At 69.6% G+C, this 13,483-nt stretch carries 11 protein-coding genes; 7 read left to right on the top strand and 4 right to left on the bottom strand.

Features of this window, described 5'->3' with window-relative positions; genetic code table 11:
* Positions 1–80: 80 nt before the first annotated feature.
* The 3 genes from DIE22_RS02040 to DIE22_RS02030 are packed head-to-tail and all read left to right on the top strand — an operon-like array spanning position 81 to position 5,259.
* On the top strand, positions 81–665 hold the full coding sequence (locus tag DIE22_RS02040; protein WP_124604310.1) for a DUF2760 domain-containing protein: 585 nt from the start codon (positions 81–83) through the stop codon (positions 663–665).
* Entirely contained in the window at positions 662–2,503 is a 1,842-nt protein-coding gene (locus DIE22_RS02035; protein ID WP_124604308.1) for an Hsp70 family protein, read from the top strand. Before DIE22_RS02040 ends, DIE22_RS02035 begins: the two co-directional genes overlap by 4 nt.
* Before the next feature lie 5 nt (positions 2,504–2,508).
* Positions 2,509–5,259 carry an Hsp70 family protein gene (locus DIE22_RS02030; RefSeq protein ID WP_124604306.1) on the top strand — a complete coding sequence of 917 codons (2,751 nt, stop codon included), beginning with the start codon at positions 2,509–2,511 and terminating at the stop codon, positions 5,257–5,259.
* Between the two features lie 133 nt (positions 5,260–5,392).
* Here the strand turns inward: DIE22_RS02030 and ctlX are convergent, their stop codons facing one another.
* Together ctlX and DIE22_RS02020 are read right to left on the bottom strand one after the other, a co-directional pair.
* Positions 5,393–6,394, bottom strand: a complete 1,002-nt coding sequence (gene ctlX / locus DIE22_RS02025) for a citrulline utilization hydrolase CtlX (RefSeq protein ID WP_124604304.1) — start codon at positions 6,392–6,394, stop codon at positions 5,393–5,395.
* Positions 6,395–6,453: 59 nt separating this feature from the next.
* Positions 6,454–7,533 (bottom strand): ornithine cyclodeaminase, encoded by a 1,080-nt coding sequence (locus DIE22_RS02020; RefSeq protein ID WP_124501812.1) that lies wholly within the window; start codon positions 7,531–7,533, stop codon positions 6,454–6,456.
* 295 nt (positions 7,534–7,828) lie between these two features.
* Here DIE22_RS02020 and DIE22_RS02015 point away from each other — a divergent pair, with 295 nt between their 5' ends.
* On the top strand, positions 7,829–8,260 hold the full coding sequence (locus DIE22_RS02015; protein WP_044845386.1) for an Lrp/AsnC family transcriptional regulator: 432 nt from the start codon (positions 7,829–7,831) through the stop codon (positions 8,258–8,260).
* Positions 8,261–8,359: 99 nt separating this feature from the next.
* Here the strand turns inward: DIE22_RS02015 and DIE22_RS02010 are convergent, their stop codons facing one another.
* On the bottom strand, positions 8,360–9,778 hold the full coding sequence (locus tag DIE22_RS02010; protein WP_124604302.1) for a sensor histidine kinase: 1,419 nt from the start codon (positions 9,776–9,778) through the stop codon (positions 8,360–8,362).
* Positions 9,765–10,430 carry a response regulator transcription factor gene (locus tag DIE22_RS02005; RefSeq protein WP_124604300.1) on the bottom strand — a complete coding sequence of 222 codons (666 nt, stop codon included), beginning with the start codon at positions 10,428–10,430 and terminating at the stop codon, positions 9,765–9,767. The genes DIE22_RS02010 and DIE22_RS02005 overlap by 14 nt, the downstream gene beginning before the upstream one ends.
* 246 nt (positions 10,431–10,676) lie before the next feature.
* Between DIE22_RS02005 and DIE22_RS02000 the strand changes: the two genes are divergently transcribed.
* The 3 genes from DIE22_RS02000 (at position 10,677) to DIE22_RS01990 (ending at position 13,468) form a co-directional block, all read left to right on the top strand.
* Positions 10,677–11,702 carry an ABC transporter substrate-binding protein gene (locus tag DIE22_RS02000; protein ID WP_124604298.1) on the top strand — a complete coding sequence of 342 codons (1,026 nt, stop codon included), beginning with the start codon at positions 10,677–10,679 and terminating at the stop codon, positions 11,700–11,702.
* 113 nt (positions 11,703–11,815) lie between these two features.
* Positions 11,816–13,126, top strand: coding sequence for an MFS transporter (locus DIE22_RS01995; RefSeq protein WP_124604296.1), 1,311 nt, complete (start codon positions 11,816–11,818; stop codon positions 13,124–13,126).
* A gap of 99 nt (positions 13,127–13,225) precedes the next feature.
* Positions 13,226–13,468: a prevent-host-death protein gene (locus DIE22_RS01990; protein WP_311767724.1), complete on the top strand. Its 243-nt coding sequence runs from the start codon at positions 13,226–13,228 to the stop codon at positions 13,466–13,468.
* Positions 13,469–13,483: the final 15 nt, after the last annotated feature.

The raw sequence follows: 13,483 nt of genomic DNA, 5'->3' as shown, positions 1-13,483 counted from the left end.
GCAGTGCGCAATCGCACGCCGCCGCCGGGCGCCCAGGCAAGCTGCTCGCCGCGTCGCGAGCCCACAGGAGTCCAGACCCCATGCCCGAATCCAACCTGTCCTTCTTCGGCCGGCTGTCGCTGGCCGTCGGCACGTTCTTTTCCGTGCTCGGCAACCGCGAGTTCGCGGCCGGCGTGCTGCGCGTGCGCGATGGCGCCCCGGCACCGGTCGTGCCGACGCCGGCCCCGGCTGCCGCGCCCCCGGCGCCCGCGCCCGTGAAGGCGCCGGCCCCCGAGTTGCGCGAAGCCAGCCCGCAAGCCGCGCTGCAGCTGCTCGGCCTGCTGCAGCGCGATGCGCGCTTCATCGACTTCGTCGAGGAAGACATCGCCGGCTACGCGGACGCCGACATCGGCGCCGCCGCCCGCCTCGTGCACGAGGGCTGCCGTGCCGCGCTGCGCGAGCACTTCACGATCGTGCCGGTGCGCGATGAAGCCGAAGGCAGCCGCGTGACGCTGCCGGCCGGCTTCGACGCGACGGCCGTGCGCGTGACGGGCAACGTGGTCGGCGCCGCGCCCTTCACCGGCACGGTCAGCCATCGCGGCTGGCGCGTGGCCGACGTGCGCCTGCCGAAGCTGACGGGCAGCCACGACGCCTCGGTGGTCGCACCGGCGGAGGTGGAACTGTGAGCGATCCGCGCTATTCGATCGGTATCGACCTCGGTACCACCCACTGCGCGCTGTCGTACGTCGACAGCGCCGCGAGCGAAGGCGAAAAAATCACGCAGCAGGTGCTGCCGATCGCGCAGCTGACCGCGCCCGGCGCGCTGGAGTCGCGCGACCTGCTGCCGTCGTTCCTCTATCTTCCGCATGAAAGCGAGCTGACGCAGGGCGACCTGACGCTGCCGTGGACCGCCTCGCGCGGCTTCGCGGTCGGCGAAATGGCGCGCACCCGCGGCGCGGGCACGCCGATCCGCCTCGTGTCGAGCGCGAAGAGCTGGCTGTGCCACCCGGGCGTCGATCGCCGCGCAGCGATCCTGCCGAGCGATGCGCCGCCCGAAGTGTCGCGCGTGTCGCCGCTGGAAAGCTCGATCCGCTACCTGACGCACCTGCGCGAGGCGTGGGACCATGCGCATCCCGACGCGCCGTTCGCCGACCAGGACGTGACGGTCACGATCCCCGCGTCGTTCGACCCGGCCGCGCGCGAACTGACGGCGGAAGCCGCGCGTGCCGCCGGCTACTCGCGGATGACGCTGCTCGAGGAGCCGCAAGCGGCGCTCTACAGCTGGATCCAGAAGAGCGACGGCGGCTGGCGCAAGCAGGTGCAGGTCGGCGACCTGATCCTGTGCGTGGACGTCGGCGGCGGCACGACCGACCTGTCGCTGATCGCGGTGGTCGAGCGCGACGGCAACCTGGAACTGCATCGCGTGGCGGTCGGCGAGCACATCCTGCTCGGCGGCGACAACATGGACCTCGCGCTCGCGCACGTGGTCGCGCGCAAGCTCGCGCAGCAGGGCACGCAGGCCGATCCGTGGCAACTGCGCGCGCTGACCTACGCGTGTCGCGCCGCGAAGGAAACGCTGCTGTCCGACCCGATGACCGATGCGGTGCCGCTCGTCGTGCCGAGCCGCGGCTCGAAGCTGATCGGCGGCTCGATCCGCACGGAGCTCACGCGCGCCGAACTCACGCAGACGATCCTCGAAGGTTTCTTCCCGCAAGTCGATGCGGCCGCGCGTCCGGTGAGCCGCGCGCGCGTCGGCCTGACGCAGCTCGGCCTGCCGTATGCGCAGGACGCGGGCATCACGCGCCATCTCGCGGCGTTCCTCGGCCGCCAGGTCGCGGCGCTCGACGCGCTCGACGGCGTGCAGCGCACGCTGCCGCAGGGCGCGACGTTCCTGCATCCGACCGCGGTGCTGTTCAACGGCGGCGTGTTCAAGTCGACGCTGCTCACGCAGCGCGTGCTCGATACGCTCAACAGCTGGCTCGCCGCGGAAGGCGCGCCGGCCGCGCGCCTGCTCGAAGGCGCGGATCTCGATCTCGCGGTCGCGCGCGGCGCGGCGTACTACGGCTATGTGAAGCGCGGCCGCGGCGTGCGCATTCGCGGGGGCACGGCGCGGGCGTACTACGTCGCGATCGAGTCGGCGATGCCTGCGGTGCCGGGGCTCGAACCGCCGGTGCAGGCGCTGTGCGTCGCGCCGTTCGGGATGGAGGAAGGCTCGGATGCGGCGCTGCCGCCGCAGGAGTTCGGCCTCGTCGTCGGCGAACCGGTGCAGTTCCGTTTCTTCGGGTCGTCGGTGCGCCGTCAGGATCAGGTGGGCACGCTGCTCGACTACTGGTCGCCGGAAGAGCTGCAGGAGCTCGAGGAAATCCAGGCCACGCTGCCCGCCGACGGGCGCACGGTCGGCGAGGTCGTGCCGGTGAAGCTGCATGCGCGCGTGACCGAAGCCGGCACGCTCGAACTCGAGGCGATCCCGAGCGGCACGAACGAGCGCTGGAAGGTCGAGTTCGACGTGCGCGGCGCCGCCTGAGCGCGATGAAGCGCTATACGGTCGGCATCGACCTCGGCACGAGCAACACGGTCGTCGCATACGTCGAGGCCGGCTCCGACGCGATCCGCGTGTTCGACGTCGAGCAGCTGGTCGGCCCCGGCGCGGTGGCCGCCCAGCCGCTGCTGCCGTCGGTGCGCTATCACCCGGCGGCGGGCGAACTGCCGCCGGACGCGCTGCGCCTGCCATGGGCGGGCGATCCGAAGGCGAACGCAGCCGCAGCCGATGCGCCGCCGGCCGTGATCGGCCGTTATGCGCGCACGCTCGGTGCGCAGGTGCCGGGGCGGCTCGTCACCAGCGCGAAGAGCTGGCTGTCGCACGCATCGGTCGACCGGCTCGCGGCGATCCTGCCGTGGGGCGCGGCCGACGGCGTCGACAAGGTGTCGCCGGTCGATGCGAGCGCGAGCTATCTCGCGCACGTGCGTGCCGCGTGGGATGCCCGTTTTCCCGATGCGCCGCTCGCGAAGCAGGACGTCATCCTGACGGTGCCGGCGTCGTTCGACGACGGCGCGCGCGCGTTGACGGTCGAGGCCGCCAGGCGCGCGAAACTGCCGGCACTGCGGTTGCTGGAGGAACCGCAGGCCGCGTTCTACGACTGGTTGTACGGCCAGCGCGCGACGTTGCGCGACACGTTCGCCGCGCCGCGCCGCGTGCTGATCTGCGACGTCGGCGGCGGCACGACCGACCTCACGCTCGTCGATGTCGCGCCGGGCGACGACGGCGAGCCGGCGTTCACGCGCGTCGGCGTCGGCAATCACCTGATGCTCGGCGGCGACAACATGGATCTCGCGCTCGCGCGCCTGGTCGAGACGCGGCTGACCGAGCCCGGCACGCGGCTGTCCGCCGCGAGCCTGTCGCAACTTGTCGAACGCTGCCGGGCCGCGAAGGAGCGGCTGCTCGGCGACGACGCGCCGGCGTCCGTCACCGTGACGCTGCTCGGCGCGGGCAGCAAGCTCGTCGGCGGCGCGCGCTCGGCCGAGCTGACGCGGCAGGAAGTCGAGCAGATCGTCGTCGACGGATTCTTTCCACAGGTCGAGGCCGGCGAGCTGCCGCGCCGCGCGCGGGCCGCGATCGTCGAATTCGGCTTGCCGTATGCGAGCGACCCGGCCGTTACGCGCCACGTCGCCGCATTCCTGAATCGTCATGCGGAAGGCCCGCTGCCCGACACGCTGCTGCTCAACGGCGGCGTGTTCCGCGCGGGCGCGCTCGCCGGCCGTCTCGCGCAGACGCTCGGCGCGTGGCGCGGCGCGCCGCTCGACGTGCTGCACAACGCGCATCCGGATGTGGCGGTGGCGCGCGGCGCGGTGGCCTACGGCCTCGCGCGGGCAGGGCATGCGCCGCGCATCGGCGGTGGCTCCGCGCGCAGTTACTTCCTCGTGCTCGACGATGGTGACGGCGACGCGGCCCCGCGCGGCGTCTGCCTGCTGCCGCGCGGCGCGGAGGAAGGCCGCGAGATCCGGCTCGAGGAGCACACGTTCGCGCTGCAGCTCGGGCAACCGGTGCGGTTCCACCTCGTGTCGACGGTAGCCGAGACCGCGTACCGGCCCGGCGATCTCGTCGACCTGGACGGTGGCGATTTCGTGCGGCTGCCGCCGATCGCGACAGTCGTCGACCGGCAGGCCGGCGGCGACGCGCGCGAAACGCCGGTAAAACTCACCGCGTCGCTGACTGAGGTCGGCACGCTCGAAATGCACTGCATCGCGACCGACGATGCATCGCGCCGCTGGCGGCTCGAATTCCAGTTGCGCGGCGATGCGCCCGCACATGGTGACGACGCCGCGCTCGCGCGCCATCCGCGTCTCGATCACGCGATCGAGCTGATCGACCGCTCGTTCGGCAGCAAGTCCGCGGAGGTCACGCCGAAGGACACACGACGGTTGCGCGCGCAACTTGAACAGGTGCTCGGCCCGCGCGACGAGTGGGACGTCGCGCTCGCGCGCGAACTGTTCGACGCGTTGCTCGCACGGGCGCGCCGCCGTCGGCGCTCGGCCGATCACGAACGTGCGTGGCTGAACCTTGCCGGCTATTGCCTGCGCCCGGGCTTCGGCCATCCGCTCGATGCGTGGCGCATCGAGCAGCTGTGGCCGCTGTTCGACGACGGGATCCAGTACGTGACCGACGCGCAGGTGTGGTCCGAGTGGTGGACGCTGTGGCGGCGCGTGGCCGGCGGCCTCGACGACGATGCGCAGACGCAGGTACGCGACGCCATTGCATTCCTCGAACCGTCCGACGACAAGCGCCGCAAGCTGCCGTTCGACCCGGCCAAGGTCGGCCCGGCCGACATGACGCGCTTGTCCGCGTCGCTCGAACGATTGCCGGTCGAACGCAAGGTGGAACTGGCCGAGCGATTGATCGTGCAATTGCAGAAGCCGGCCGAGCGCACGCTGTGCGCGTGGGCGCTCGGGCGGATCGGCGCGCGGCGGCCGTTCTACGGCAGCGCGCACAGTGTCGTGCCGGCCGGGATGGCGAATCGCTGGCTCGACGCGCTGTTCGCGCTCGACTGGAAGCAGGTGGAACCCGCGGCATTCGCGGTCGCGCAAATCGCGCGGATGACGGGTGACCGCGAACGCGATTTGCCGGATGACACGCGTGAAGCGGTGATCAAGCGTCTGTCGGCCGCGAACGCATCGGCCGCGTGGATCGCCATGGTGCGCGAAGCGATTGCGTTCGACGAAGCCGACACGGCGCGCGTGTTCGGCGAAACGCTGCCGGCCGGGTTGAAGCTGCTGGCGGGGTGAGCGGCGCGGTGTGCGCCGGTATCGTTCGGATGCCGGAGCATTCCGCGGCGCCGCCGATTCAATACCCTTCGAATACGAAAACGGCTGCCGGTGCATCGCATCGGCAGCCGTTTTAGCTTTGCCAGCCTGTCGGTCAGATCTGCGGCGCCGTCTCGCGTGGCGAAGCGGTAGATTCCACGGCGATCGCATCCGGCGCCGTTGCCCGCCGCGCGAGATGAATGCCCGCGAGCATGCAGCGCACGGAGCCGCCGGCCAGCTCGATCGTCGGCACGTCGAGCGGCAGCAGTCGCGCGGAGCGTTCGATCGTCGCGCGCTGGTCGCGAGTGAGGCAGTCGAACGCACGCCGTGACAGTGCGAGCACGCGCCCGTCCTTGCCCGACAGTTCCAGCGTATTGCCCGCGAAATTCGCGATCTGCGCGTGATCGAGCGCGATCACGGTGCGGCCCGTTTCGGTCAGGCGTTGCGCGATCTCGTCGCGGCGCCGCCGGTCGGCGATCAGGTCGAGGCCGATCATCGCGAACTCGGTGGCGACGCTCATCATCACGTTCGTGTGATAGATCGGCTTCCCGTTGGCGTCGGCCGTGTCGAAGCAGATCGGCTCGAAGTTGAAGTTCGTGCAGAAGCGCTCGAGCGCGACCGGATCGGCGCGGCGCGAACGCGCGGTGTACGCGATCCGCGCGACGTGGTCGAGCACCATCGCCCCCGTGCCTTCCAGGAACACGTCGTCGTATTCGAGCCCCGAGTAGTCGATCACGTCCTGCACGCGGTACTCGGCCTTCAGCATCTCGACGATGTCCGCGCGCCGTTCGCGGCGGCGGTTCGGGCTATACATCGGATACAGCGCGACGTGCCCGCCCGGATGCGTCGAGAACCAGTTGTTCGGGAACACGGAGTCGGGCGTGTCGCGCTCGCCGTGGTCGTCGAACACGTGCACGCGCACGCCGGCATCGGCGAGCGTGTGCGCGGCGGCCGTGACTTCGTCGCGTGCGGCGGCCGACACCGACGACGAGTCGTGCGCGCTGCCGGCCGCCGTGCGCTGAAACGCGTTGTCGGCGGCGGTCTGCGGGTTCGGCAGGAAGCGGTGCGGCCGGATCATCACGACGGCGGCCGGCGCCTGGATCGATACGAGATTCATGAACGGTAAGGGCGAGAGACGGGGAGGCGGGCGGCGCGCACGCCGCCCGAAGATGACGATCAGCGCGCGAACGCGGCGGCGGCTTCGGTCACGAACGCCGCGTGACCCGGTGCGATCGCGGCCGGATCGTCGATCAGCGCGAACAGGTTCTTCGGGTCGACGGCCGGCGGAATCAGCGCGATCTCGACGCCCGCATTGTGCTGCTGCGCGAGTGCGTACAGGTAGCGCAGCGCCGAGTAGTCCTCGAGCGCGAAGCCGACCGAGTCGAACACCGTGACGTCGTCCGCGCGTTCGCGGCCGGCCGTCTCGCCCTGCAGCACGCGCCACAGTTCGGTCACCGGGAAGTCGGCCGGCATCTGCTGGATCTCGCCCTCGATGCGCGATTGCGGCTCGAACTCGACGAACACGCGGCCCGCGTGCAGCACGCCCGCTTCGAGCTCGGTCTTGCCCGGGCAATCGCCGCCGACCGCGTTCAGGTGCATGCCGGGCTCGATCATGTCGGCCGTGATGATGGTCGCGTACGCCTTGTCGGCGGTGACGGTCGTCACGATGTCGGCGCCGCGCACGGCGTCGGCGGTCGACGCGGCGCGCACGACGCGCAGCGCCGGATAGGCGGCGAGGTTCCGCACGAGCTTGTCGGTCGCGCGCGGATCGACGTCGAACACGCGGATCTCTTCGATGCCGAGCAGCGTGTGGAACGCGATCGCCTGGAATTCGCTCTGCGCGCCGTTGCCGATCAGCGCCATCGTGCGCGCGTCGGGGCGGGCGAGCGCCTGCGCGGCCAGCACCGACGTCGCGGCCGTGCGCAGCGCGGTGGTCAGCGTGAGTTCGGCGAGCAGCAGCGGGTAGCCGGTGTCGACTTCGGCGAGCGCGCCGAACGCCATCACCGTATGCATCCCGCGCGCGGCGTTGACGGGGTGGCCGTTCACGTACTTGAACGCGAACAGCGACGCGTTCGCGACCGGCATCAGCTCGATCACGCCGTCGCGCGAATGGCAGGCGACGCGCGGCGACTTGTCGAAGTCGGCCCAGTGCAGGTAGTCGGCGCGCAGCGTGTCGACGAGTTCGCGCAGGAACGGCGTGACGCCTGTTTCGGCGATCAGTCGGGCAGTGGCGGGAACGTCGAGGAAGCGAGTCATCGGTCAGTCTCCATTTTTTTGCCGGTACGGGTGTCCGGCGTTCTGGTCGACCGGGGCGGGCGCGTCGGCCCGGGCCCCGGTTCCATGAAAAGCGGTGTCGCGGCGTGTGCGGCCGGTCGATGGAGTCATTATTTCCGGGAGTCGAGCCAACAAAAAGACGGCAAAAGTGGCATATTTATCGATAGACTTGGCAAATTGCTGGCCTGATCTAGCGATTTGTGCAACTCGTGCTGGTCGAAATGCGCGCTGTCCGGCACGCTGTCGGCCGGCTCATGTTCAACAGGAAGGTCCGTTCATGATTACGCTCGACGACGTCGACCGGCAGCTCATCGCGCTGTTGCGCGACAACGCGCGAATGCCCGTCGTCGCCCTCGCGAAGGCGCTGCGCGTCGCGCGCGCGACCGTGCAGAACCGGCTGACGCGGCTGGAGAAGAACGGCGTGATCGTCGGCTATACGGTGCGGCTCAAGCCGGCGGCCGAGCGGCACCGGATCCGCGCGCTGATGTCGATCGCGGTGCAGGGCAATCGCGGCGCGGAAGTGGTGAAGGTGTTGCGCGGGCATCCGAACGTCGCGTCGATCCACAGTACCAACGGGCGCTGGGATCTGGTCGCCGAGCTGCATGCCGATTCGCTCGAGCATTTCGATCGCGTGCTCGGCGCGATCCGGTTGATCGACGGGATCGCGAATACGGAAACGAGCATTTTATTGTCGACGCACAAGGCATGACGCGGGCAGTGCTGGATCCGAACGCTGAGCGACGCTTCGCTCGAATGACTTTGCGCCGGCCTGGGGCCTGCGCAAGCCCGTTATTGGCGTGAACAGACGCTAGGCGTCGCCTGCGCGCGTCGCCGCCCGCGGAAACGTCAGCACCACCGCGAACCCGCCCGCATCGGGAAATGCGAACCCGACGCGCCCGCCGTGCGCCTTCATCACTTCCTGCACGATCGCGAGCCCGAGCCCGGACCCGGTGCGGCGCTCGCTGCCGTCGGGCGCGATCCGCACGAACGGCTGCAATGCCGCATCCCAATGCTCGCGCGGAATCCCCCGGCCGTTGTCGGTGACGGTCAGCGTCACTGCATCATCGAGGTTGCCCGCGGTGGCGACCGACACGACGATATCGTCCGCATGCCCGTGCAGCAGCGCGTTGTGCAGCACGTTCGACAACGCCTCCTGGAGGCTGATCGCATCGCAGTCGATCCACGCATGCGGTGAATCGCTCGCGAACGCGACGGCCACGTCGCGCTCGTCCGCGAGCGGAATCGTGCGGCCGAGCACGTCCTTCGCGAGTGCGACGAGTTCGACGGGTTGCAGCGGCACGGCCTCGGTGCGATGGATCACCATCGCATGATTGAGCAACTGCCCGGTGAGGCGCCCGACATCCGAGCACGTTGCACGCAACGCATCGAGCCGCGCCGCATGACGCGCGGGATCGGCCTCGCCGTCGAGCAGTTCGATCTGCGCATCGAGCCGCGCGAGCGGCGTGCGCATCTGGTGCGCGGCGTCGGCGATGAAGCGCTGCATCGCGTTGATCCGCTCGGCGAGGCGGCGCATCAGCCCGTTGATCGCCCCGATGATCGCGTCGATCTCGCTCGGCGTATCCACGGCCACCGGCCGCAGGTCGGCCGGGTCGCGCGCGGCGATGATCGTGCCGATCTGCGCGAGCGGGCGCAATCCGCGCCGGATCGCGAGGCCGCTCGCGCCGATCGCGAGCACGCTCATCAGCAGGATCAGCGTCCACACCTTGATGCTCATGTCGTTCGTCAGCTGCTGGCGCGCATGGGTTGTCTGCGCAACGGTCACGAGCGCCCAGCCCGGCGTGCTTTCCTCGGGCATGTAGCGCGCGATGGTCGCGGTGCGGATCCGGTGACCCTGGTAGACGGCGTTCGCGAACGCGGGGCCCTGTTTCGCGGCGGCGAGCGTCGCGGCGCTCGCGAGATCGTTGTAGCCGGCCACGACGACGCCGCGCGAATCGACGACCTTGTAGTAAACGAGGTCGTAGCGCGACAGCGTCGACAGCGCCGCCACCGGCGGATTCAGCGCGAGCACGCCGCCCTGCACGTACAGGTTTTCCGCGACCTGGATCGATGCGCCCGCAAGCAACTGGTCGTATGCGCGCTCGGCCGCGACGCCCGCGTAGTAGCGCGCGATCACCGCGAGGGCGAGCGCGCCGGTCGCGACGACGAGCGCGATGAACAGCAACGTGCGCCCGAACAGCGTCTTCGGGAACCAGTCAATGCGCGGCAATCTGATACCCCATCCCGCGCGCGGTGCGGATCTCGACCGAGCTGCCCTGCAGCTTTTTGCGCACGCGCGTCACGTATTGCTCGACCGCGTTCGCGGTCGGCTCGTTGCCAAAGCTGAACAGCTGGTTCAGCAACTCGTCCTTCGAGAAGATCCGCTGCGGGCGGCTCGCGAGAATCTCGAGCAGCGCGAACTCCTGGCGTGACAGCGACAGCGGCTGGCCGTCGAGTTCCGCGAGACGGCTGCTGCGGTCGATCACGAGGCCGCCGAGCGTCAGCACGTCGTTCGCATGGCCGCTGTTGCGGCGCAGCAGCGCCTGCACCCGCGCATCGAGCTCGCGGTAGTCGAACGGCTTCACGAGGTAGTCGTCGGCGCCGAGGCCGAGACCGCTCACGCGGTCGTCGATCGCCGAGCGCGCGGTGACGAGCAGCACGGGCGTCGTGCTGCCCGATGCGCGCAGGTTGCGCAGCACCCGGAAGCCATCGAGGCCGGGCAGGTTCGCATCGAGCACGACGAGGTCGAAGCGTTCGACGCGCAGCAGGCCGTTCGCGGTCGAGCCGTCGGTTTCGAGATCGACGGCATGGCCGAGCCGCGCGAGGCGGCCGCGGATCGCCGCGCCGATTTCGGCATCGTCCTCCACGACGAGAATGCGCATGGTGCCGTTTGCAGGTAGAGGGGTTAGGGGTTTTCCCGGGGCCGGGATGTCAGCATTTTCTCAGACTCGCTCGATAACCTGTGTTCAGCCGGAACAAGCGAAGACGGCCATTAATACCAGAACCACAGGAGACGGCAACATGCAGCAGGAAGCGGGAGCGACGAACGCGCGGCACAGCGTGCCGCCGGCCTGCGCTCGCCGGTGCGGCGAAGCCGGCCGTGCCGTGTGGGTCGGGAAGGCGGGCGCATGACGACGTCGCCGCGCCGCCGCGCGTTGCTCGCCGCCGGCCTCGGCATGCTGAGCGTGCTGGGGGCGCCTTCGCTGGTGCGCGCGAAGCCGCGCACGGTGCGGATCTCGAAAGGCTATGGCGTGCTGTACCTGCCGCTGCTCGTGATGGAGAAGCAGCGCCTGTTCGAGCGGCATGCGGCGCGGCACGGGCTGCGCGACGTCGCGGTCGACTGGGTGCTGCTCGACGGCGGCAATTCCGTCAACGACGCGATGATGGCCGGCACGCTCGACTTCGCGGGTGCCGGCGCGCCGGGCTTCATCGAGCTGTGGGCGCGGGCGCGCGGGATTCCGAACGTCGAGGTGATCGGCATCAGCGGATTGTCCACGACCTCGCTGTCGCTCAATGCGAACCGTCCCGGGCTCGCGTCGCTGCGCGACTTCACGCCGTCCGACCGGATCGCGGTGCCGGGCATCCGCACGTCGCTGTCGGCGGTCGTGCTGCAGATGGTGGCGAGCCGGCAACTCGGCGCGAAGCATTTCGCGCAGCTCGATTCGATCACCGTGAACCTGCCGCATCCGCAGGCGATGCAGGCGCTGATCCGCCGCGAGAACGGCGTCACCGCGCACTTCACGTCGCCGCCGTTCTCGACGCTCGAATTGCGGCAGCCGGGCATTCACCGTGTCGTGAATTCGGTCGACGTGCTCGGCCCGATGACGCTCGACGTCGTGTTCGCGCCGAAGCGGCTCGTCGATGCGGAGCCCGCGCTGGCCGCGGCGTTTCTCGCCGCGCTCGACGAAGCGAACCGGCTGATCGCGCAGGACCCGCGCGCGGCGGCCGCGCTGTATGCGGCGTCGTCGGGGGTCGGCGTGTCGCACGACGACGTGATGCAGATGCTCGCCGCGCCGGACACGCGTTTCTCGGTGCGGCCGAACCAGCTGATGGACTACGTGGAATTCCTGTACCTCGCCGGCACGATCAAGGCGAAGCCGCGCGCGTGGCACGAGATGTTCGCGCCGATGCTCGACGACTACCGGACACGCTGAGCGCCGCCGTCCGTCGCCGAACCCCATTTTCATCGAACACCACCGCGCCCGCGCGTTCATCGCGCGCGGCGCCGATTCAACCGACAAGCAACCGATTCACGGAGGAGCCCGCAGTGAATGCCACCGAAACCCTGGACTCCGCGTCCGCCGAAGAGCAGCGCATCATGTCGAAGATGGCGCGGCGCCTGCTGCCCATCCTCGTCGTGATGTTCCTGATCGCGTTCATCGACCGGCAGAACGTCGGCTTCGCGAAACTGCAGATGGTGCACAGCCTCGGGATGACCGAGGCCGCGTTCGGTCTCGCGTCGTCGCTGTTCTTCATCGGCTATCTGCTGTTCGAGGTGCCGAGCACGCTCGCGCTGCATCGCTACGGCGCACGCGTGTGGCTCGCGCGGATCATGCTGACGTGGGGCCTCATCACCGTGCTGATGGGCTTCACGACGTCGATGCCCGCGTTCTGTTCGCTGCGCTTCCTGCTCGGGATCGCCGAGGCAGGCTTCTATCCGGGCGTGATCTACTACCTGACGCTGTGGTTCCCGCAGAGCTACCGCGCGAAGGTGCTCGGCATCTTCACGCTCGGCAGCGCGCTCGCGAACATGCTCGGCTCGCTGGTCGGCGGCGTGCTGCTGAGCCTGAACGGCGTGTGGGGGCTCGCGGGCTGGCAGTGGGTGTTCGTGGCGACGGGCATCCCGGCCGTGATCGTCGCGATCGTGGTGTTCCGCGTGCTGCCGGCGTCGTTCCGCGACGCGCCGTTCCTCGACGAACGCGAGAAGCAGATCGTCGCGGCCGCGCTCGAACGCGAGAAGCCCGCGCAGGCCGAGCATGCGCAGCCGTGGAAGGCGCTGCTCGATCCGCGCGTGATGCTGTTCGCGGCGACCTACATGCTGATGTCGACGTCGCTGTACGGCGTGACTTACTGGCTGCCGACGATCGTGAAATCGTTCGGCGTGTCGAGCAGCACGAACGGCTTGCTGAGCATGCTGCCGTGGGCGCTCGCGGTGCTGCTGCTGGTGTGGCTGCCGTCGAAGCTGCGCCGCGCGAAGAGCATCCTGCGCACGATCGCGATCGTCGCGGCGCTCGGCGCGCTCGGCTTCCTGCTGAGCCTCGTGCTGCCGTCGACGCCGCTGCGCTTCATCGCCCTCGTGCTCGGCGGCGCGTGCATCCCGCTGCTGTATCCGTGCTTCTGGTCGATGCCGCCGCGTTACTTCACCGGCGCGCGCGCGGCGGCGAGCGTCGCGGCGATCAACTCGATCGGCAACCTCGGCGGCTTCTTCAGCCAGAACCTGATGCCGTTCGCCGGCAAGGTGACGGGTACCGCGTTCGGGCCGATGATCGTGCCGATCGTGTGCCTCGCGTTGCTCGGGATCGGCGCGCTGGTCGCGTGGACGCGCTCGGAGCGGGGGATGGTGGCGGCGCGGGCGTGATGGGCGGAGGGAGAGCAGAGGGCTGCAGTTTCATGCGGTTCCTCTCGGGATCGTGCCGATGTGCTACCGTGCACGAGGTTGGAATGCATGGAGAGCACAATGAAAACGACGGCGATGTCCGCGCTTCGAGTCGATCCGCAATTGCTCGAGACAGCAGAGGCCGAGTTGGCGCAACACGAGACGCCGTCTGCGTTCGTCGAATCGACACTGCGCGATTCCATTGCGCATCGACGCTTGCACCACGAGTTTGTCGCGCGCGGCCGGCGTCGGCCGACGAGGCGCGGCGCACGGGTGAATATGTCGACGCGGCAGACGTCCAGGCCGAACTTGGGACGATGCTGAAAGTCGCGCGTGCAC

Source organism: Burkholderia sp. Bp9142 (assembly GCF_003853415.1).
Taxonomy (GTDB): domain Bacteria; phylum Pseudomonadota; class Gammaproteobacteria; order Burkholderiales; family Burkholderiaceae; genus Burkholderia.
Note: the sequence above shows the minus strand (reverse complement) of the source record. Positions and strands in the feature narration are given on the sequence as shown.